We start from the raw sequence: 19,825 nt of genomic DNA on the forward strand, positions 1-19,825 counted from the left end.
CCATTCGTGCGGGCATTTTATTTTTTCTTTCTGGTTATCTCACATGTTTATTAAAGTTCTCGGTTCAGCGGCCGGTGGCGGCTTTCCGCAGTGGAACTGTAACTGCACCAATTGCAGTGGCCTGCGCAACGGTACGATCCAGGCACAAGCGCGCACGCAATCCTCCATTATTGTCAGTGACAATGGCGAAGATTGGGTTTTATGTAACGCTTCGCCTGACATTAGCCAGCAGATTGCCCATACGCCAGAGCTGATCAAGAAAGGGGTGCTGCGCGGCACGGCAATTGGCAGCATTATTCTGACCGACAGCCAGATCGATCACACCACGGGTTTACTCAGCCTACGTGAAGGTTGCCCACATCAAGTGTGGTGCACACCAGAGGTCCACGCCGACCTCACCAGCGGCTTCCCGATTTTTACCATGTTGCAGCACTGGAATGGCGGGCTACAGCATCATGCGTTGACGCCATTAGCGCCTTTCCGTGTGGATGTGTGCCGTGACTTGCAGTTTACTGCCATCCCGATCCTCAGCAATGCGCCACCTTATTCGCCGTACCGTGACCGGCCCTTGCCGGGCCATAACGTGGCGCTGTTTATTGAGAACACGGCGAACGGGCAAACGCTGCTTTATGCGCCAGGCTTAGGTGAGCCTGATGCAGTGATCATGCCTTGGCTGCAAAAGGCCGATTGTCTGCTGATTGACGGCACCGTCTGGCAGGACGACGAATTATTAGCGACCGGTGTCGGTAAAAACACTGGCAAAGCGATGGGGCATCTGGCCCTGGCAGAAGAGCATGGTTTGATGGCCTTGCTGGCATCGCTGCCGGCAGAACGAAAAATCTTGATTCACATTAACAACACCAATCCGATTCTCAATGAACAGTCGCCGCAGCGTCAGTATTTGATGCAGCAGGGCATAGAAGTGAGCTGGGACGGTATGGCGATTCAGTTGCAGGAGAACGCATCGTGATCATTACCGAAGCCTTATCGCCGCAAGAGTTCGAGCAGGCGTTGCGTGCCAAAGGCGCGTTTTATCATATTCATCATCCTTACCACATCGCCATGCACAATGGTGAAGCGACCCGTGAACAGATTCAGGGATGGGTTGCGAACCGTTTTTATTACCAGACCAATATTCCGTTGAAAGATGCGGCCATCATGGCAAATTGCCCTGACCCAGCTACGCGTCGCAAATGGGTACAGCGTATTCTTGACCACGACGGCAGCAACGGTCAGGAAGGGGGCATCGAAGCCTGGTTGCAGCTGGGAGAGGCGGTAGGATTAGACCGCGAGGTGCTGTTGTCAGAAAAGCTGGTGCTGCCTGGCGTGCGTTTTGCCGTGGATGCTTACGTTAATTTTGCGCGTCGCGCCAACTGGCAGGAAGCTGCATGCAGCTCTTTAACGGAACTGTTTGCGCCGCAGATTCACCAGTCACGCCTTGATAGCTGGCCGCAACACTATCCGTGGATCAAGGAAGAGGGCTACTTCTATTTCCGCAGCCGCTTGAGCCAGGCAAATCGCGATGTAGAGCACGGCCTGGCGCTGGCGCTGGAAGTGTTTACCACTGCTGAACAGCAAAATCGAATGCTGGAGATTCTGCAGTTTAAACTCGATATTCTCTGGACCCTGCTGGATGCCATGACCATGGCCTACACGTTGCAGCGTCCGCCTTACCACACGGTTACCGATCAGGTATCCTGGCACAGTACAAGATTGGTATAACATCATGAAAGATAATCTTATTCCTGCTTTCCGTCGTGGTTATCGTATGCAGTGGGAACCCGCACAAGACAGCCATGTTGTGCTCTATCCAGAAGGCATGGCGAAACTGAATGAAACGGCCACGGCGATTTTGGAACTGGTGACCGGCAAGCAAGATGTGGCCGCCATCATCACCATCCTCAACAACCGTTTTCCAGAAGCGGGTGGCGTGGATGATGACGTGAAAGAGTTCCTGCAATCTGCCATTGAACAGAAATGGATCCATTGTCGTGAACCCGAATAAAACTATCACGGCACCGCTGTGGCTGCTGGCTGAATTAACTTATCGCTGTCCGCTGCAGTGTCCGTACTGCTCAAATCCGCTCGACTTCGCTCAGCAAGAGAAAGAGCTGACCACGGAACAGTGGATCGACGTTTTCCGCCAGGCGCGCGCGGTGGGCAGCGTGCAGTTGGGCTTTTCTGGTGGCGAACCTCTGACCCGTAAAGATCTGCCAGAGTTGATTCGCGCAGCGCGCGATCTCGGTTTCTACACCAACCTGATCACCTCTGGTATTGGTCTGACGGCGAAGAAACTGGATGCTTTTGCGGACGCAGGGCTCGATCATATTCAGATTAGCTTCCAGGCGAGTGACGAGACGCTGAACGCTGCGCTTGCCGGTTCGAAAAAAGCCTTCCAACAGAAGCTTGAAATGGCAAAAGCGGTCAAAGCCCATGGCTACCCGATGGTGCTTAATTTCGTCCTGCATCGCCACAATATCGACCAGATCGATAAAATTATCGATCTGTGTATCGAGTTGGAAGCTGACGACGTTGAGCTGGCGACTTGCCAGTTTTATGGCTGGGCGCATGTGAATCGCAAGGGCTTACTGCCCACGCGGGAACAGATTGCCAACGCAGAAGCCGTGGTGGCGCAATATCGCGAGCGCATGAGTGAAAGCGGCAACCTCACCAATCTGCTGTTTGTTACGCCTGATTATTATGAAGAACGTCCTAAGCCCTGCATGGGCGGTTGGGGTTCAATCTTCCTGAGTGTGACGCCAGAAGGCAATGCGCTGCCATGTCACAGTGCGCGCCAGTTGCCGATCGCGTTCCCATCGGTGCTGGAGCAGAGCCTGGAGGATATCTGGTACAACTCCTTTGGTTTTAACCGCTATCGCGGCTATGACTGGATGCCAGAGCCATGCCGTTCTTGCGATGAAAAAGAGAAGGATTTCGGCGGCTGCCGCTGCCAGGCCTTTATGCTGACAGGGAATGCGGACAACACCGATCCCGTCTGCAGTAAATCCGAGCATCATGGTAAAATCCTGGAAGCGCGACGTGAAGCGACCTGCAGCGATATCAAAATTGAACAGTTACAGTTCCGCAATCGCACCAACTCTGAACTGATTTTCAAACAGCGGGTTACCTGATGACCTCGCGCCGTCTTGTGCTGGCTAACGGACTGCACTGCCATCTCTATCACCAGCCTGATGCACGAGACGCCGCTGCGTTGGTCAGAGTGCGCGCGGGGAGTCTGGACGAGCCAGACCGCTGGCCAGGTCTGGCGCACTTGCTGGAGCATCTGCTGTTTTGCGGCAGTGAGCGCTTCAAAGAGAACGATCGCTTAATGCCGTGGGTGCAGCAGCAAGGCGGGCAAGTCAATGCTACGACTCAGCTCAGTTCCAGTGCCTTCTTTTTCCAGCTGCCGGCGAGGGCGTTAGCGCAAGGTGTGCAGCGGTTAAGCGATATGATCACCGCTCCACTGCTTAGCCAGCAGGCGATCATGCAGGAAATTGCGGTTATCGATGCTGAGTTTCAATTACTGCGACACCATGCGGATACGCTAAGTGAAGCGGCCTTAGTTGATACGTTGGGTGAACCTTTTCAGCGTTTCCGGGTGGGTAATGCCGCTGCTTTTGGTGACAATGTCACTTTACTGCAGGCGGCGCTGCGTCACTTTCATCATCGCTATTATCGTGCGAATGGCATTGAGCTGTGGCTACAAGGCCCGCAATCGCTTGATGAATTGGCGCAAATTGCTGAGCATTTTATCTCGCCTAAACCCGCCAAGGATTTAGCCGTTCATGTACTTCCCACCGCGCTCGTAGATGACGTGCAATTGCAGTTGCCGGGTGATGAGAATTTCTGGATCTCTCTGAGGTTAACCGGAGATGAGTCATTGCTTCGTGACAATGTCACGCTGTTGAGTGTGTTTTGGCTGGATGAAGCACCTGGAAGTTTGCTGGCAGTGCTGCGAGAGGCCGGATTGTGTGACATGCTGCATGGGCAATGGCTGTGGCAGGATGCGCAGCACGGCTGGCTCGCACTACGTTTCAGCGCAGCCAAAATCAGTGCCGAACAAGCCCGACGCATTGAAGATCTCTTCTGGCAGCATTTGAAAGCCATAGGGGCATCTAATGCGGTTCAAAAACAGCATTATGCGCAGTTGGCACGGCAAGACTTTGCACGACTGGCCCCGCTGGAACAACTGCGCGGACGCGCGCTGGGCTTTGCGCCAGCTGAGTCTGTGCCAGCGCATTTCACGGAATTTGTGGCGGGATTAGTACAGGTTCCATGCACGCGTTTATTGACACAGCAGCAGCTACTCAATGCGGAACGCGTCGAGACGCAAGGATTCACGCTGTTGTGCCAGAAGGGGCTTCCGCCGTGCTTAGCCTCTCAGTCAACGGGGGCTTTCAATTTCTATCCTCTGTCGCAATCTGTTGATTTGCCTGCTTTGCCGCCTGTTGCGATGAAGCTGCCACGTTTTTCAGCACACCAGCATGTTGAAACCTTACTGTTGCGCCCGGCGTTTTATCACACTTTGAGTGATCAACGCGCACAGGCGTATCAGGCGCGGCTGCGTCCAGTGTTGGCAGCGCTGCGGCATGCGGGCGGCAGTGGCAGTTGGCAACAGAAGCAGGGTGTCTGGCAACTGGTGCTTAACCTTCCTGTCAGCGATACATCAGCATTAATGACGGTGCATTCGGCGCTGAAGGCTTTGCATGAAGAGGGCCAATTCAAGCCCGTGGCTTCTGCTCAAACCATCGTAATTCGTCAATTACTGGCTGCGTTACCCACCCAACTCATTGCTCCCGTTGCCGATGGCGACTGGTTGGCTGCTTGGTGTGGTCACCAGGCTCCTTTACATCAACGAGTCGCACATCTGTTAAGTGACTTTTCGCCAGGTTTGGCCACCCACGCACAACCCCCCCGGCTACAACGCGGTATCACGTCGGTTAGCTGCCAAGGGAGCGATCAGTCGCTTTTGTTGTTTATCCCCTTGCCACAGGCAGATGACATCAACTTAGCGTCACTGCGCGCACTTTCGTTGCTGCTTGAGCCGCGATTTTTCCAGCGGTTGCGCGTTGATCAACAAATTGGTTATGTGGTTTCGGCACGGTATCAGCGGGTCGCCGATGTTGATGGGCTGCTACTTGCACTGCAGTCGCCGCAAATCCCTTGGCGAGTTTTGCTAGGGCATTGCAAACGTTTTATGCGAGAGATGATTGCAGAAGTGGCTTCGGTCACGCCACAAACCCTGGCAGCATGGCAGGCGACTTTGCTTGAACAATGCGATCCCAAAGATAACGCCGAGGCGGCGACGCAGGGATTACGCCAGCAGCAAGGGCTGCCGAATCTGAATCGTAATGCCGTTGCTTCCTTGACTCTGACCAGCATTCAGCAGCTTCATACCAGACTACTGCGAGAGCGCCGCCGCTGGCGGATCGTTGTTGCGATAGAAAAGCTGTGAAACTTTCACTAAGCGTAATCATGACTCATTGATATTTTTAAATATATTTGAAAGTCACACGCAAATCTCTTCACTATTACTCAGTAAACTAATCCGCCACACTCAAGAGATTATCCCGTTCTAAAAGGAACTCTAAGTGAAAAACGTTACCCGCTTGGTACTGCCATTACTGACTGCTGCTGCTCTGTATGCGCCTGCTTCACAGGCTGCGGCTATGCATTATGATCTCGACCCAGCCCATACCTCTGTGATCGTGACCTGGACGCATTTTGGTTTTTCTCATCCCACAGCGGATATTCCAAACAGCAAAGGTTCAATCGTCTTTGATAAGGACCACCCAGATCAATCACGTGTTGATGTCACGCTGCCGATCACCCAGATAGATAGCCATGTTCCAAAATTGACCCAAGAGTTCCTCGGTGCTGAGTACTTTGACACGGCGAAATATCCTTCTGCCGTGTTCCACAGCACCAAAGTGGTCGCGAAGGGTGATAACAAGTTTGATGTGGAAGGGAACCTGACGCTGAAAGGCATCACTAAACCGGTCACCCTGCATGCCACATTGAATCAACAGGGTATGCACCCGATGGTAAAAAAACAGGCGATTGGTTTTGATGCGACTGGGGTGATCAAACGTTCGGACTTTAAGCTGGATAAGTTTGTGCCTGCCGTCAGTGACGATGTGACACTGACGATTTCGACTGAGGCTTATGCGAAATAGGCTTTAAACGACGCGCATCAATGTATCGCCTATAAAACTGCACCCAGTAGCCGTGGGTTCAGCGCTCAGGGGCTAATATCCCGGTCTGGTGCCGCATAGGGGCTAGTGGTATAGGTGATAAAACAGTCTGGTGCCGCATAGGGGCTGGTGTTCAGGTGATAACGCAGTCTGGCGCCGCTCATGGACTGGTGGTGCAGGTAATAACGGAGTCTGGTGCTGCTCAGTTGCTGGCGGTACAGGTGATAACGCAGTCTGGTGCCGCTCTGGGGCTGGCTGTCCTCGCGCCGCTGACGCGGTACCTTCACTTCACTCGTCCGCCTGACGGACCGGTGCAGACGGGACTTTCCCTGTCCCGGCTGCACCTTTCGCCAGCATCCATGCTGGCTCTCCTGGCTTCCTCATTCCGTTCAGCGCTGCGAAATGCCAGCCCCAGAGCGGCACCAGCCTGCTTGCTGACTTCCGTGTACGCTGTTTGAAAGGGCACGATGACTCAGGCGATAGCGTTTTTACTGCTACAAAGGGCACGATGACTCAGGCGATAGCGTTTTTACTGCTACAAAGGGCGAGATGGCTCAGGCGATAGCGTTTTTACTGCTACAAAGGGCGAGATGGCTCAGGCGACAGCGCTTTTACTGCCACAAAGGGCACAGTGTCTGAGGCCGCAGCGCCTCTGATGCTGCAAGGGCTATTCGCAGCGCTGAGGCGAAGACGTTGTGCCAGGAGCCAGTCGCAGGGATGCGACAGGCAGTTCGGGTAGGCCAGGACGGCCGTACCCGAACGTTCCGGCCGGCACGACGTTGCAGCCGAAGGCACCGCACAGCGGCGCGAGGACGGCCCGGCAGCAGCAGAGGTGCTGCGGCCCGCACTAGAACGCGCACAAGAAAAGACTGTCATCTTTGAAAAAAGGGTAGCCTCAATCCAAGCAAAGTCCTAATTCACATCCGGCATCACGCCCTCACAGCGACCGACGTCAGTCTTTAAGCCCAATACTTCTTCTTGCTGGTCTTACCCACGCCGGGATTGCAACTGTTCGTCGGGTCCAACTGCTTCCAGTGTTCCACATGCTCGCACGACGCCTGATACAGATGCCCCACGTTATGCTCAGCGGGATATTTCGCCCCGCGCTGCTCCAGATAAACTTTCACGGCTTCCTTAAACGCTTTCGCATCAACGCCTTCCTTCAGAACATAATCCTGATGGTTCACATAGCAGAAGAAATGCCCACAGCAAGAATCGACCTGCACTTGCGCAGCCAATTCTGCGGGAAGCACCAGACGCCAGACATCATCATTACGGCGCAGTGCGACATCAAAAGCGACCAGCCGCTCGTTTGGGTTATAACCCAACGCATCGCAATAGGAGATGGTGCAACCGCCTACGCCAAAACGGACCAGAAAAGCATCAGCGGCTTCGCGAGCATCGCAATGGAAAAAACCACCGTTGTGTTCAGCAAAAAATTGCTGCAATAAGCTTTGCAACTCACCGGTCTGCTGCACATCGACTTTAATCATCAAATGATGTTCGTATTCGCTGCGGTAATCCATGATGCGCGGTGCGACAAAGCTGGGGCTTAACTGGTTAAAGAATTGCAGCGCCCGATCAACTAAATTGCGCGGCAGGAAAGGCACATGGCTGACACGTACATCCCACTTCGCTTTGTTGGCCATCATTTTGGGGATCGCCTGTGGCCCGAGTTTGCGAATCGCCAAATACATATGTTTGGCGTAACGCACTGTCAGGTCAAAGGCATTGCGATGGATATATTCAGCCTGTAAGGGTAACTCGCTCATCTGGCTAAGCAGAAAACGGCGCAGCGCCACCAGTTCACGCTCATCATGGGTGCCAATATAGAAAGTATCGCTACCGGCACTGGCTTCAAAGGTCGGCAAACGCACTGCGAAGACCACTACCTTGCCTGCGCTGCCAGAGCTGTCATGTAGATAGCGCAGATCGCCGTTAAAGCGGGAAGGGGAGTCAGCCGTGATGTCACGCAGTCGGTCAGCATAATCATCCGCCCATATTTTTCCCTGCCAATCGGCATGCTCACCGGTTTGATACTGTTGCTCGGTAAGATTTTTAAGCATGGCTTCCGGTGAGTCACCCAAATCAATGCCAAGATGATTGACCATCTCTAAGCGCCCGTCGTCGTGAATGCGCGCAAACAGTGATTTCTCGGTAAATGCGGGACCTCTACGAATCAGCGAACCGCCAGAATTATTACAGATACCCCCTACCACCGAAGCACCAATACAACTGGAACCGATCACCGAATGCGGCTCACGGCCCAGCGGTTGTAGCGTCTGCTCCAGCTCGGTCAAGGTCGTGCCAGGGAAGGCGATGACCTGGCGTGCCTGGTCGATGACCTGTACACCTTTAAGCTGCCGAGTGCTGATGATCACCACTTCACGATCGTAATCGTTGCCATCGGGCGTCGAGCCGCCCGTCACGCCTGTATTCGATGCCTGCATCAAAATAATGGCGTTATGTGCCACACATATTTCGAGTGTTTGCCACAACTGCTGCAAGGTTTGTGGCAGCAACACTGCCAAAGCCTCTCCGCGACCAACACGAAACCCTTTGGTGTACCAAGCTTTATCATCAGCGTCAGTCAATACCTGCTTGCCGCCTACGATGCCAGCGAACAGACGTAACATTTCCTGCGAGGTGGTCATGTTTTCTCTTCTTTGTCATTTATTTACCGCGTTATTGGAGCGCCTGAACGGCGCCACGTCAATCATTCCACGGCACTAATCCAGAAATAACGCACTGAATCATTATCCCTTTATCTTTCGTGGGAAAAAGTCTCTGAACCGATAAAAATGAGCGGGTAATCACAATTCAGATCGAAAGAAATTAAGGGGTAATAGCGATAAAGGGACAAAAGCGATTTGAGGTGTGAAATAAATATAACTCAATGATTGATATGGGATTTTATAATTATCATCAAGAAGCGTGGTGTGATATTTATCACAAAAAACAGCCATTAAATACCTGTGTCAACGTTGTCGCTGATTAAATTCATGGCAAAAATGTGATCTCTATTGCAAATAGAAAAGTCGTTCGCCGGAAGAATGAGTGTCAGACGCGCAGCATAGGGAGTGATGACAATGAGAATTGGCATGGTGATCAGTGGTGGCGATGTCACCGGAATAAATAACTTTGTCTTTCAAATATCACGTATGACACAAGCGGATATGGTGTTATTTAATGGCGGCATTCCGGGGTTATTAGAAAATCGTCATCAGGAAATAACACAGCGTGATTTGGTGGATTACGCCATCACGTCGATTCCTGTTATGCAATCTGGACGCACCACGCGAAAACTGATTCGACCCGAATATGAGATGATTGCTAAACAACTTAAGTCACTGCGCATCGATGTATTAATTATGGCAGGTGGAGACGGGTCATTACAATTTCTAAACACACTAAGTGAATTCGGTGTGAATTGTTTTGGCGTCGGTATGACCATCGATAACGACGTTTTCGGCAGCGACTATACCATTGGTTTCTCAACTGCCTGCGAACAGGTATTAAAAGAAGTCTCCAAGCTAAGAAATACCGGGCGTGCATTAACTGGCCGTGTATTTATGGTGGAATTACTGGGCGGCTATTGTGGTGAACTCACGCTGCAGTCGGCAATTAAATCCAATGCTGATTTTGCGCTGATTCCAGAATGCCAGATCCCACCGCAGGAGCTGGCAGAGCGCATCACCCAGCGGTTGGCGGCGCAAAACAGTGTCGTCATCCTCTGCTCTGAGGGTTACACCCGAGAGTATTCGCCAGGTTTTCAGGGGGCGATAGATACGCTGATAAAACAGATTGAACCGCTGATTGGAGTACGTATTCGTAAAACCATCATCGGTTACGGCTTGCGTAATGGTGATCCAACTTGTGAAGAGATTTATCAGGGCACCATTATGGCCAGTGAAGTTGCGCGTTGTATTCAGTCGGGAATGCGCAATAAAGCGGTGATTATTAATGGCAGTAATCGACCGATACCGATTGATCTTATAAGCATGAAAAAACGCCTGGTTGATACCGAAGGGCATCATTACAAACTCGCTAAACAACTGCATATTCTGTGAGGAAAACGCCATGCTGAAAATATTATGTGTCTGTGGATGTGGTCTGGGCTCTAGTTTCGCGATCGAAATGAGTGCCAAATCCGTATTAAAGAAACTCGAAATTGAAGCGGATATTGATCACACCACTATTTCAGAAGCCAATGCCTTTAAATCCGACATGATTTTAACTCAAAAGGCGTTTGCCGACGTCTTGAATGCTGACGCTACCCCAGAACAGATCAAGCGGGTGATTATTCTCAATAAGCTGACCGATAAAGCGGAAATTGAAGAAAAAATCGTGGCGTTTATGAAAGAACGTAACTTGAAGGTTGCTAACCATGAATAGTGTGATCAACTTCCTGGTAAAAGATCTATTAGGGCAGGCATCCATTCTGATTGCCTTTATTGCCCTGATTGGTCTGTTACTGCAGAAAAAATCGGCAGGTAAGGTGGTGGAAGGCACCTTTAAAACTCTGCTGGGCTTCTTAATCATGATGGCAGGTATCAACATTATTGTTAGTGCGTTGACCTTCCTGAACACCATTTTCACCCACGGCTTTGGCATGAAAGGCTATATCACTGATGTGGCAGCCATCGCTGGGTTAGCGAGCCGCGAGCTGGGCTCAGAAGTCGCCTTGACGCTGTTGGTGATTTTCATCGTCAACATCATCATTGCGCGTCTGACGCCGTTTAAATACATCTTCCTGACCGGTCAGGCGCTGCTGTGGATGGCGACTATCGGTGCGGTGATTGGCTATAAAGCGGGGCTAACCGGTTTACCTCTGATCCTTACTGGCGGCATCTTTGGCGGCATTATGGCGGTGGTGATGCCAGCACTGGCACAACCGGTGGTGCGCCGTATCACGGATTCCGATGATGTTGCACTGGGGCACTTCTGCACCATCGGCTACTTGCTGACAGCGGCAGTGGCGAAGGTGGTCGGTAAAGGCTCGCGTTCAACGGAAGATCTCAAGCTGCCTGACAACTTCAAGTTTCTGCAGGACACCTATCTGTCGATGGCAGTGGTGATGGTACCGATGTACCTGATCCCGGCAGTGGCAGCAGGCCCAGAATTTATCGGCCAGTACAGCAACGGCATGAACTATCTGATGTATGCCTTTATGCAGTCGATTCAATTCGTAGCCGGTGTGTTCGTGCTGTATAGCGGTGTGCGTTTACTGCTCAACGAGTTGGTGCCAGCGTTCCGTGGCATTGCGATGCGCTTGGTGCCAGATGCAAAACCAGCGCTCGACTGTCCGGTGATGTTCCCGTACGCCCCGAATGCGGTAATCGTGGGCTTCCTCGCCACCACCTTAGGTTCTGTCGTCGGCATGTTGGTATTCCCGATGTTTGGTCTGGCGATGATTCTTCCAGGGCTGCTGACCAACTTCTTTGCCGGTGGTACTGCAGGCGTATTTGGTAATGCGCTGGGCGGACGTCGCGGCGCGATGATTGGCGGATTTGTTCACGGCCTGTTCATCACCTTCTTACCGGCCATTCTGGTGCCAATGCTGGAAAGCTACGGTTTCACTGGCGTGACCTTCAGTGACTCTGACGTGATCAGTACCGGTCTGGTATTGGGACATGCGTTCCAGGGGAATTGGTTGTTCGTCGCACTGTTTATTGTCTTTATCACCCTAATCGCCTGGTTTGTTAACGGAAAACCCACTAAATCCCATGAGGAAAAACTCCATGAAACTTTATAACTTTACCGATCTGTTACAGGTGGCTAAACAACGTGAATTTAAAGCGCTCGGTTCCTTTAATTTGCACTGTCTGGAAATGTTACCGGCCTTTTTTAAAGCAGCAGAGAAAACCAATAGCCCATTAATGATTCAAATCTCTACCGGTACCGCAAAATATCTGGGGCATAAATTATTAGTGGATGCGATTCGTTCATTATCTGAAAGCCGTAATGTGCCAACCTGTTTGCATCTTGACCACTGTTCAGATTTAGAGGCAATTAAAACTGCGCTCGACGCGGGATTCAGTTCCATTATGTATGATGGCTCGCATTTGCCGATTGAAGAGAATATTGCCAATACGCGCCGCGTCATTGATATGGCCCGTCCTTTAGATGTTTCAGTCGAAGCAGAGCTGGGGGCGATTGGTGGCTCTGAAGACGGTAAAGAAGTGGAAATGAACGACGCTTCCTTCACCACGGTAGATGATGCCAAACGTTTCGTCGACGAAACCGGCGTGGATATGCTGGCGATTTCCATCGGCACGGTCCACGGGCTGTATACTGGTAAAGCGCACATTCAGCACCAGCGCCTGGCCGATATCACTGAGGCGACAAAGACGCCACTGGTGTTGCACGGTGGCACAGGCGTCAGTGATGAAGATATGCGTCTGGCCGTACGCAGCGGGATTGAAAAAGTGAACGTGGGCACGGAAATGAATGTGCAGTGGGTGGCAAACTGCAAGCAGACGTTTGAAAAAGGCAAAGTGAACGACAGCGTGCGTAACTTCCTGGTGCCCGCCAACGATGCCGTGACCAATGTGTTGGTAGAAAAGATTTCACTGTTCCGCTAAGCACGACTCTCTCATGACGTAATAACCTGAGGTGCCCTGGCGCCATTCGGGGCAGGAGACGCTATGTTTGGATTCTTGAAAAAGGGCTCTAATAATAAGAGCCAAGATTCACAAGAAATAGATCTTCAGGCTGAAACGATTAGCGGAAAAATAAGCGAGCTGGAGCAACAGCTCGCAAATAATCCGCAGGCTGTCGATACGCAAAAACAATTAATGTTGGAATATAATCGTGCATTGAATATTTTTGCCAAGAGTCGCCGTTTTCGTCAGGAAATTGATCCGCTGTTCATTAAAATTGATGAGCTGCGTAATACCATCCGCAAATCGATTTAAGGAGGCAGTATGAGTATTAAGCGACTGCTGCAAGAAGCGAACGCGATTCAGGTGGGGATCACGGCCACGGATTGGCGCGAAGTCATTGCGCTGGCGGCGCAACCGCTGGTAGACGGCGGATACGTTAAGGACTCGTATCCCGAGGCAGTGATCGCCAACACACTGACACACGGTGCCTATTACGTGTTTGAAGAGGGGATTGCCATACCTCATGCCCGCCCAGAAACCGGCGTAGTGAAAGACTGTTTCAGCATGATTGTATTGGACGAACCGATTTCCTTTGATGGCAGTGACAAAGCAGACATCGTGATCATGTTTGGCGCGCGCGACAGCAATGCCCACATTGAAGAGGGCATTCGTGCCATCGTCTCGCTGTTGGAGGACGAAGAGACGCTGGTACGGTTACGCCGGGCCAGCAGTGTTGCGGAGGTAATAGAAATCCTATGACTTCCCACACTGAAGAGAAGTATGTGGTGCTGATTAACGGCATTCCGGCTTCGGGCAAGAGCACGCTAACAAGAGCACTGGCAGAACAGTTTGGTTTTCCCGTGCTGACGTTGGACAGCCTTAAAGAGCCGTTTATGGCCAGTTTCGCGCCCGTAGACCGTTTGCGTAATCGTCAGTTGGGATGTGCTGCTTATCAGGCAATCTGGAAAGTGGTGGGTCAGGCGCCCACGCGCTGTGTCTATCTGATAGATGCCTGGTTTGGTTTCCAACCGAAAGAGGTACTGCAGCAGGGATTGCAGCAGGCTGGCATTACGCGGGTGCTGGAATTGTGGATGGCAATAACCCCAGACGAGGCGGTAGCCCGTTATCAGTCACGGTTGGCGCAGCGTATGCCGGGCCATCCGGGTGCTGAGTATCTGCCAGAACTGCGTAAACTGGCAGAAACGGCACAACCGATGGCGCTGGGTCCGGTGTTACAACTGGACGCCAGCGATCCTGACGAAGCCGCCGCTTGTGCATGGTTGCAGCGTCAACTGAGTTTGCCGGTTAATGCTCAACCCGCTTTATCCGCTTCAGGCTGAAAGAAGGCCGCCAGTAATGTGCTGAACTGTTGATCGTGCTGACGATCTTCAGCCAGCTGGCGGCAGATTTCGCCCAGCGCCTGATACAGCCTATCGGTGGCGAGTTCGCCCTGGTTCAGTGAAGCAATCTCATCCATCTCTGCCGCCCAGCGCCAGGCTTTTGGCAACATATCAGGCGTGGCCTTCGCCATCCTTTGCAGCAGCGCCTGTTGGCTCTCCTGCATCTCTTCACGCAGCGCATCGGCCGCACCGACCCGACTGGCATTAATCAGCATCGCCGAGGTGAGTAACGTGATGCCTTTATTGATCCCGGCGTAGGCCATTTTCAACGCTGACGCGGCGCCATTTTCGGCATCCATCACCCGCACCCGCAAACCCCAATCACTCAATGTGGCTAGCTGCGCTGCATGAGGTCCCGAAAACCAGAAGCGGGGACCCTGTGGATTATGCTCACCCGGTGGCAAGCCGATAATGGCGGCATCGGCAAAGGGGGTTCCGGTGTGTTCAATAACCCGTGCAACCTGTTTTAGGGTTTCCGGGCTGATGGCATTGCAATCCACATACAGCGGTTTTTTCGGGGCGGATTGCAGCAGTGGGGCCATGTGCTGCGCCCAACTTAACGCCGATTCCGGTGGCAGAATCGACAGGATAATATCGGCCTCACAGAGCGTTTTCTCGTCGACATCCACTATCTTCGCCGCCTGCGCGCGCTGTTGCGAGATAACCGAACGCTGACTTAAAGCCGCAATAACGCGCGCACCGTGCTGCGCGAGCACGCCCCCCACAGCCGCACCCATGGCGCCAGGGGCGGCGATAGCGATGGTTTTCATACTGGCATCTCCTTCAATCATCAGACTGTCAGTATGGAACGCCCTGCCAATCGCGTACTCAGGGAAGTGCAAGCAAATACAACTGTTAGTCAGCGGCAAAGACGCGTGTGCTCAGAAAATCGATTAACGCACGGACTTTAGGCGAGGGATGTTTACTGGCGGGCCACAGCAGATGGAACACATTGCGATGGCAGGCGTAATCACTCAAGACCTCACACAGCGTGCCCTGTGCCAGTGCCTCACGCACTGCGAAATCAGGCAGCATGGCGATACCTAAACCACGCAGGGCAAAACAGACGCGAGTCTCAATGTTGTTACACACCATGCTAACCGGCAATTCCAACTCGTGCTCATCTTCATAACCACGCAGTACCCACCGTTCAAGCTTGCCGGTGGTGTTAAAGCGGTAATGCAAACAGGCATGCTGTTGTAACGCTTCTGGAGTCTGTGGCGTACCCTGACGAGCCAGATAGTCGGGTGATGCCACGGCAATGGAGTATGCGTAGCCGAGTTTACGCGCCGACAGGCGGGAGTCGGTGGGCGGACCGCCGCGCATCACCGCGTCATACCCCTCGGCTATCACGTCCACCAGTCGATCGCTGAAGTCGAGGTCGAGCTGAATATCAGGGTAGGTCGCCATAAAATCGCCCAAAGCCGGCAAAATCAATGAGCTAACGATGGGCAGACTCAATTTCAATCTTCCGGTAGGACGCTGCGCAGCCTGCGATAACTCGCTCTCGGCGGCTTCAATTTCGGCAAGAATACGCCTGCTGCGCTCCAGAAACAGTATGCCTTCAGCCGTTAATGTGATGCTACGTGTGCTGCGATGAAACAACCGTACCCCCAGCTTATCCTCCAGCCGGGCAATACTCTTTCCGACGGCGGAGGCAGTGATACCAAGATGTCGTCCCGCCGCAACAAAACTGCGCGTTTCCGCGACCTGCACAAACACCATAAAACCATTAAGGCTGTCCATAACGTCTCACTATTGCGGAAGTAAATGTCCGGTTAGTCATGAAATGTACCCCACTTTTTCCGCAATCGCGAAATGACTACCTTGAGAGAGACAATTTTTCAGGAGCGATATCAATGCAGGAAATCATTCAGCGGGTGATGCAAACGGCGTTAGACGAACAGCGTTTGATGGGGATGGAAGTGATGGTAAAGCATGGGGGTGTGACGGTTTTCCATCAGGCCTTAGGTGATGCCGATCGTGAAAGCCAACGACAGATGGTAACAGGGGAGCGCTTCAGATTGGCATCGGTCAGTAAGCCGATTGTCACCACCGCAGCGATGGTGTTAGTTGCTAGCGGGAAACTCTCTTTAGATGACGATATCACGCGTTGGCTGCCCGCTTTTAAACCGCGTCAACCTGATGGCCGCTACGCCATCATCACCTTGCGTCAGTTGCTCAGTCATAGTGCTGGGCTTGGCTATCGCTTTCTTGAAGCCAATCAGGATGGACCCTATGCGCGAGCGGGTGTTTCGGATGGCATGGATGCGACCACGATTTCTCTGAAAGAAAACGTGTCGCGGATTGGCACCGTGCCTTTGCTGTTCGAGCCGGGTTCAGCATGGTGTTATTCGCTGGCCATTGATGTCGTGGGGGCAATCATTGAGCAGGTTCAGCAGCAACCGTTATCCGAGGCAGTACACGCCTTGGTGACTGGGCCGCTACAGATGACAAGTACCCATTTCTGGCTGTCGTCGGACCAACCTGTCGCCACGGCCTATGTCAGCGATCAGCCGCAACCGCATCCATTGCGTGAAGGGGAGATCGTGGCACCCTTTGCCGAGACGGTGGGTATCCCCTACAGCCCGGCGCGCATTTACGATCCCCATGCTTATCCGTCAGGGGGAGCGGGCATGGTTGGGACAGTAGGTGATCTGATGCTGCTGTTGGAAACGCTGCGCAGTGGCGGCGGTGAACTCCTGCCAGAACGATGGGTGGCGGAGATGGCACGCGATCAAGTGAGTTCGCATACGTTGCAGGATGCGCCAGGGGTAGGATTTGGTCTGGGCTTTTCTGTGCTGCGTGATCCTCTGCTGGCTAACTCACCGGAGTCAGTGGGCACCTGGCGCTGGGGCGGGGCTTATGGACATGCGTGGTTTGTCGATCCGCAACAATCACTGAGTGTGGTGGCATTCACCAATACCCTATACGAAGGCATGTCCGGGCAATTTGTTAATGATCTGCGTGATGCGGTGTATCTCGGTTTACAGGAGGCGCGATGAGCTCGCGTTTACCGCTTCTTCCCTTATTGTCGCTCAGCCTGGCGGCGTTTATCACCATCGTCACTGAAGCCCTGCCTGCTGGACTGCTAGTACCGATGGGACGGGATCTACAGGTTTCGGTTTCGGCGGCAGGTCAGAGCGTGTCAGTTTATGCGCTCGGTTCTTTCCTTGCGGCAATACCGCTGATGTCGCTGTTACAGGCGATGCCGCGCCGCCGCCTGTTGCTGTGTACACTGGCAGGATTTACCCTCGCCAATGGCGCCACAGCGCTAATCGATAATTACCTCTTGATACTGCTGGCACGTGTGGTGGCCGGGATTGCTGCGGGTCTGCTGTGGGCTCTGCTGGCGGGCTACGCTGCTGCCATGGTCCCACAGCAAAAGGGCAAAGCGATTGCGATTGCCATGGCTGGCACACCGCTGGCGCTGGCGATCGGGGTTCCCTTGGGTACCTTCGTAGGTAATCTGATTGGCTGGCGCATGAGTTTTGCCGCATTGAGTGGTTTGTCATTATTACTGATGCTGCTATTGCGGCTGACTGCACCTGAGCAGCCGGGGCAATCGGCACAGCAGCGTTTACCTTTACGCCGAGTGCTCATGCTGCCAGGTGTGGGGCGTGTGTTAGTGCTGGTGCTCTGTTTCGTGCTAGCGCACAACATTCTCTACACCTATATCGTGCCCTTGTTACAGCCAGCCGGATTAGGAGCGCGTGCAGATTCTGCGTTACTCCTCTTTGGTATCAGTTCGTTGTTCAGCATATTTATCACCGGAGTGTGGGTCGATCGCCACCTGCATCTCATGATGCTGATCAGCATTGTATTATTTATGGCATCGGTGCTGCTGCTGCAACTCTTGCCAACCCAGCCCGCCGCGATATGGCTGGCGGTGGTGATGTGGGGGCTGGCATTTGGCGGGGTGCCGACATTGTTTCAGACAGCGATGGTCGACCATGCTGGGAAAGCCGTTGACGTGGCGCAGTCTATGCTGGTTACCCTATGGAATCTGGCGATTGCGGGTGGTGGTATGATCGGCGGCATGCTGTTGCAAAGCCTCGGTGTCAGCCTGTTTGCGCCAGTCTGCTTTCTCCTGCTGGCGGTGGCGTTGTGGGTGATATGGCTTGGCAGAAAGTGCGCCGGGCGGGCCAGCTTTAATCCCCAGGCGTGATAGTAACCGCATGATTTGGCAAGGCATATTGGTCAGTGTTGACCACACTTTAGCGATGTTCTTCATGTTTATTGCGCATCAACTAAGGAAACCTTTATGAAAATCGATTTGAATGGCAAAACGGCATTGGTGACCGCCTCTACCGGCGGTATTGGCTTCGCGATTGCTCAAGGGCTGGCGGAGAGCGGCGCTGAGGTGGTGCTCAACGGACGCAGTGAGGCGTCGGTCAGCCGTGCGCGTGAGCAGCTAAATGCACGCGTTGTGGGTGCCAAAATTCACACTTTTATTGCCGACCTTGGCAGTGCGCAGGGAGTGGAGCAGTTGCTGAAGGGTTTGCCGCCGATCGACATTCTGGTCAACAACGCAGGCATTTATGGACCGCAGGATTTCTACGCGACAGATGATGAGACCTGGGAGGCTTACTGGCAAACCAATGTGATGTCAGGTGTACGGCTGTCTCGCGCCTTGTTACCCGATATGGTCAAGCGCGGCTGGGGGCGAGTGGTGTTTATCTCATCAGAGTCCGCGCGCAACATCCCGGCTGATATGGTGCATTACGGCGTGACCAAGACCGCGCAGCTCTCCCTGGCGCGTGGTTTAGCAAAAGTCGCAGCAGGCAGCGGTGTGACGGTAAACAGTGTGTTGCCCGGTCCAACGATTTCGGATGGCTTTGCCGCGATGATGGAAGATGAGGTTAAACGTACCGGAAAATCACTGGAAGTATTGGCAAAAGAGTTTGTCATGGCGCAACGTCCTAGCTCGGTCATTCAACGCGCTGCCACGGTGGAAGAGGTGGCGAATATGGTGGTTTACGTCTGTTCCAAACAGGCTTCTGCTACCTCTGGCGCTGCACTTCGCGTTGATGGCGGTGTCGTGGACGATATCGTCTAGTTTTCACTGACGCGCCACTATCCGTCGCGGCATGATTTATCGTCTATCTGTAAAGCCACGCTATCGCTAACAGATGTGCCATACATCGTGCCGCACCTTCAAGGGCTCACTTCCAGACAAAAGTTTACACAGCAATGCTTGGTGTTTCTGCTTCAACTGCATAAAATGCCCGCACTTTTCTCTGGGGCGGTGGCATGACGAAATCAGCACAACGCGCAAAATGGATTCTGGCACTGCTTTGTCTGGTGCTGGCGTTTTGTCTCGCCCAGCGTAGCTTTAATCTACCTGACGCATCGCCGGTATCCTTCAGCAGTTCATCCTTCAGTGATGTTGAGAGCGTAGGTGGCGACAAAATCTGTTCTATTAGCGCCAAATCTCTGCACGCTCCCGCACCGCTACTGGATAGCGTCATGCCGTTTTTGTTGATGGTGATGGCGTTGATCACCACCTCAATGTCATGTCGAACGCTGACCGGCTTTCGTCGTGAACCTCTTTTTCCGCCCGTCCAGCGGCGGCATCTCACTTTCTGTGTCTTCCGGGAATAACACGGCGCGTTCCATCGCGTAA

21 protein-coding genes are annotated in these 19,825 nt (G+C 52.9%); 18 read left to right on the forward strand and 3 right to left on the reverse strand.

Annotated elements, in window-relative coordinates; all coding sequences use genetic code 11:
- Positions 1-43 precede the first annotated feature (43 nt).
- The 7 genes from pqqB to F3J38_RS09135 all read left to right on the forward strand — a co-directional run bounded on the left by pqqB (position 44) and on the right by F3J38_RS09135 (position 6,652).
- Positions 44-970: a pyrroloquinoline quinone biosynthesis protein PqqB gene (pqqB, locus tag F3J38_RS09105; RefSeq protein ID WP_167137308.1), complete on the forward strand. Its 927-nt coding sequence runs from the start codon at positions 44-46 to the stop codon at positions 968-970.
- Positions 967-1,722 (forward strand): pyrroloquinoline-quinone synthase PqqC, encoded by a 756-nt coding sequence (gene pqqC, locus F3J38_RS09110; RefSeq protein WP_167137311.1) that lies wholly within the window; start codon positions 967-969, stop codon positions 1,720-1,722. The genes pqqB and pqqC overlap by 4 nt, the downstream gene beginning before the upstream one ends.
- Positions 1,723-1,726: 4 nt before the next feature.
- On the forward strand, positions 1,727-2,005 hold the full coding sequence (pqqD, locus tag F3J38_RS09115) for a pyrroloquinoline quinone biosynthesis peptide chaperone PqqD (RefSeq protein WP_167137314.1): 279 nt from the start codon (positions 1,727-1,729) through the stop codon (positions 2,003-2,005).
- Entirely contained in the window at positions 1,992-3,131 is a 1,140-nt protein-coding gene (gene pqqE / locus F3J38_RS09120) for a pyrroloquinoline quinone biosynthesis protein PqqE (protein WP_167137317.1), read from the forward strand. The genes pqqD and pqqE overlap by 14 nt, the downstream gene beginning before the upstream one ends.
- Positions 3,131-5,455 carry a pyrroloquinoline quinone biosynthesis protein PqqF gene (gene pqqF, locus F3J38_RS09125; protein WP_167137321.1) on the forward strand — a complete coding sequence of 775 codons (2,325 nt, stop codon included), beginning with the start codon at positions 3,131-3,133 and terminating at the stop codon, positions 5,453-5,455. Before pqqE ends, pqqF begins: the two co-directional genes overlap by 1 nt.
- Before the next feature lie 136 nt (positions 5,456-5,591).
- Positions 5,592-6,176, forward strand: coding sequence for a YceI family protein (locus F3J38_RS09130; RefSeq protein ID WP_167137324.1), 585 nt, complete (start codon positions 5,592-5,594; stop codon positions 6,174-6,176).
- A 155-nt stretch (positions 6,177-6,331) separates the two neighbouring features.
- Complete coding sequence (locus F3J38_RS09135; protein ID WP_167137327.1) at positions 6,332-6,652, forward strand: hypothetical protein; 321 nt, start codon at positions 6,332-6,334, stop codon at positions 6,650-6,652.
- A 501-nt stretch (positions 6,653-7,153) separates the two neighbouring features.
- On the opposite strand, the gene dld is transcribed toward F3J38_RS09135, so the two are convergent.
- Complete coding sequence (gene dld, locus F3J38_RS09140; RefSeq protein WP_167137328.1) at positions 7,154-8,848, reverse strand: D-lactate dehydrogenase; 1,695 nt, start codon at positions 8,846-8,848, stop codon at positions 7,154-7,156.
- Between the two features lie 435 nt (positions 8,849-9,283).
- Between dld and F3J38_RS09145 the strand changes: the two genes are divergently transcribed.
- The 7 genes from F3J38_RS09145 (at position 9,284) to F3J38_RS09175 (ending at position 14,139) form a co-directional block, all read left to right on the forward strand.
- The gene (locus tag F3J38_RS09145) at positions 9,284-10,264 is read left to right on the forward strand and encodes a 6-phosphofructokinase (protein WP_167137330.1); all 981 of its coding nucleotides are present in this window, start codon (positions 9,284-9,286) and stop codon (positions 10,262-10,264) included.
- A gap of 10 nt (positions 10,265-10,274) precedes the next feature.
- A complete protein-coding gene (locus F3J38_RS09150; RefSeq protein ID WP_167137333.1) occupies positions 10,275-10,589 on the forward strand; it encodes a PTS sugar transporter subunit IIB in 315 nt (104 codons plus the stop codon).
- On the forward strand, positions 10,582-11,949 hold the full coding sequence (locus F3J38_RS09155) for a PTS sugar transporter subunit IIC (protein WP_167137336.1): 1,368 nt from the start codon (positions 10,582-10,584) through the stop codon (positions 11,947-11,949). The genes F3J38_RS09150 and F3J38_RS09155 overlap by 8 nt, the downstream gene beginning before the upstream one ends.
- On the forward strand, positions 11,936-12,778 hold the full coding sequence (locus F3J38_RS09160; protein WP_167137339.1) for a class II fructose-bisphosphate aldolase: 843 nt from the start codon (positions 11,936-11,938) through the stop codon (positions 12,776-12,778). The genes F3J38_RS09155 and F3J38_RS09160 overlap by 14 nt, the downstream gene beginning before the upstream one ends.
- Positions 12,779-12,841: 63 nt before the next feature.
- Complete coding sequence (locus F3J38_RS09165) at positions 12,842-13,111, forward strand: hypothetical protein (RefSeq protein ID WP_167137342.1); 270 nt, start codon at positions 12,842-12,844, stop codon at positions 13,109-13,111.
- Positions 13,112-13,120: 9 nt separating this feature from the next.
- A complete protein-coding gene (locus F3J38_RS09170; RefSeq protein ID WP_167137346.1) occupies positions 13,121-13,558 on the forward strand; it encodes a PTS sugar transporter subunit IIA in 438 nt (145 codons plus the stop codon).
- Positions 13,555-14,139, forward strand: coding sequence for a P-loop nucleotide/nucleoside kinase family protein (locus F3J38_RS09175; RefSeq protein ID WP_167137349.1), 585 nt, complete (start codon positions 13,555-13,557; stop codon positions 14,137-14,139). Before F3J38_RS09170 ends, F3J38_RS09175 begins: the two co-directional genes overlap by 4 nt.
- Here F3J38_RS09175 and F3J38_RS09180 read toward each other — a convergent pair.
- Positions 14,112-14,969: an NAD(P)-dependent oxidoreductase gene (locus F3J38_RS09180; RefSeq protein WP_167137352.1), complete on the reverse strand. Its 858-nt coding sequence runs from the start codon at positions 14,967-14,969 to the stop codon at positions 14,112-14,114. The genes F3J38_RS09175 and F3J38_RS09180 overlap by 28 nt on opposite strands.
- Positions 14,970-15,054: 85 nt before the next feature.
- Positions 15,055-15,945 carry a LysR family transcriptional regulator gene (locus F3J38_RS09185; protein ID WP_167137355.1) on the reverse strand — a complete coding sequence of 297 codons (891 nt, stop codon included), beginning with the start codon at positions 15,943-15,945 and terminating at the stop codon, positions 15,055-15,057.
- 113 nt (positions 15,946-16,058) lie between these two features.
- On the opposite strand from F3J38_RS09185, the gene F3J38_RS09190 reads away from it, so the two are divergent.
- From F3J38_RS09190 to F3J38_RS09205, 4 genes are all read left to right on the forward strand, one after another.
- Entirely contained in the window at positions 16,059-17,204 is a 1,146-nt protein-coding gene (locus F3J38_RS09190) for a serine hydrolase domain-containing protein (RefSeq protein ID WP_205298201.1), read from the forward strand.
- Positions 17,201-18,367 carry an MFS transporter gene (locus tag F3J38_RS09195; RefSeq protein WP_167137361.1) on the forward strand — a complete coding sequence of 389 codons (1,167 nt, stop codon included), beginning with the start codon at positions 17,201-17,203 and terminating at the stop codon, positions 18,365-18,367. The genes F3J38_RS09190 and F3J38_RS09195 overlap by 4 nt, the downstream gene beginning before the upstream one ends.
- A 96-nt stretch (positions 18,368-18,463) precedes the next feature.
- Complete coding sequence (locus F3J38_RS09200) at positions 18,464-19,258, forward strand: SDR family NAD(P)-dependent oxidoreductase (protein WP_167137364.1); 795 nt, start codon at positions 18,464-18,466, stop codon at positions 19,256-19,258.
- 194 nt (positions 19,259-19,452) lie between these two features.
- Positions 19,453-19,803 (forward strand): hypothetical protein, encoded by a 351-nt coding sequence (locus tag F3J38_RS09205; protein ID WP_167137367.1) that lies wholly within the window; start codon positions 19,453-19,455, stop codon positions 19,801-19,803.
- The last annotated feature ends 22 nt before the right edge of the window (positions 19,804-19,825 follow it).

It is taken from the genome of Candidatus Pantoea formicae (genome assembly GCF_011752625.1).
Taxonomy (GTDB): Bacteria; Pseudomonadota; Gammaproteobacteria; order Enterobacterales; family Enterobacteriaceae; genus Pantoea; species Pantoea formicae.

Bases quoted from the DNA above. Each gene is read 5' to 3' on its own strand.
- pqqB (WP_167137308.1), top strand. From the start codon at position 44: ATGTTTATTAAAGTTCTCGGTTCAGCGGCCGGTGGCGGCTTTCCGCAG.
- pqqD (WP_167137314.1), top strand. From the start codon at position 1,727: ATGAAAGATAATCTTATTCCTGCTTTCCGTCGTGGTTATCGTATGCAG.
- pqqF (WP_167137321.1), top strand. From the start codon at position 3,131: ATGACCTCGCGCCGTCTTGTGCTGGCTAACGGACTGCACTGCCATCTC.
- dld (WP_167137328.1), bottom strand. From the start codon at position 8,848: ATGACCACCTCGCAGGAAATGTTACGTCTGTTCGCTGGCATCGTAGGC.
- F3J38_RS09145 (WP_167137330.1), top strand. From the start codon at position 9,284: ATGAGAATTGGCATGGTGATCAGTGGTGGCGATGTCACCGGAATAAAT.
- F3J38_RS09150 (WP_167137333.1), top strand. From the start codon at position 10,275: ATGCTGAAAATATTATGTGTCTGTGGATGTGGTCTGGGCTCTAGTTTC.
- F3J38_RS09155 (WP_167137336.1), top strand. From the start codon at position 10,582: ATGAATAGTGTGATCAACTTCCTGGTAAAAGATCTATTAGGGCAGGCA.
- F3J38_RS09160 (WP_167137339.1), top strand. From the start codon at position 11,936: ATGAAACTTTATAACTTTACCGATCTGTTACAGGTGGCTAAACAACGT.
- F3J38_RS09165 (WP_167137342.1), top strand. From the start codon at position 12,842: ATGTTTGGATTCTTGAAAAAGGGCTCTAATAATAAGAGCCAAGATTCA.
- F3J38_RS09170 (WP_167137346.1), top strand. From the start codon at position 13,121: ATGAGTATTAAGCGACTGCTGCAAGAAGCGAACGCGATTCAGGTGGGG.
- F3J38_RS09175 (WP_167137349.1), top strand. From the start codon at position 13,555: ATGACTTCCCACACTGAAGAGAAGTATGTGGTGCTGATTAACGGCATT.
- F3J38_RS09180 (WP_167137352.1), bottom strand. From the start codon at position 14,969: ATGAAAACCATCGCTATCGCCGCCCCTGGCGCCATGGGTGCGGCTGTG.
- F3J38_RS09185 (WP_167137355.1), bottom strand. From the start codon at position 15,945: ATGGACAGCCTTAATGGTTTTATGGTGTTTGTGCAGGTCGCGGAAACG.
- F3J38_RS09190 (WP_205298201.1), top strand. From the start codon at position 16,059: ATGCAGGAAATCATTCAGCGGGTGATGCAAACGGCGTTAGACGAACAG.
- F3J38_RS09195 (WP_167137361.1), top strand. From the start codon at position 17,201: ATGAGCTCGCGTTTACCGCTTCTTCCCTTATTGTCGCTCAGCCTGGCG.
- F3J38_RS09200 (WP_167137364.1), top strand. From the start codon at position 18,464: ATGAAAATCGATTTGAATGGCAAAACGGCATTGGTGACCGCCTCTACC.
- F3J38_RS09205 (WP_167137367.1), top strand. From the start codon at position 19,453: ATGACGAAATCAGCACAACGCGCAAAATGGATTCTGGCACTGCTTTGT.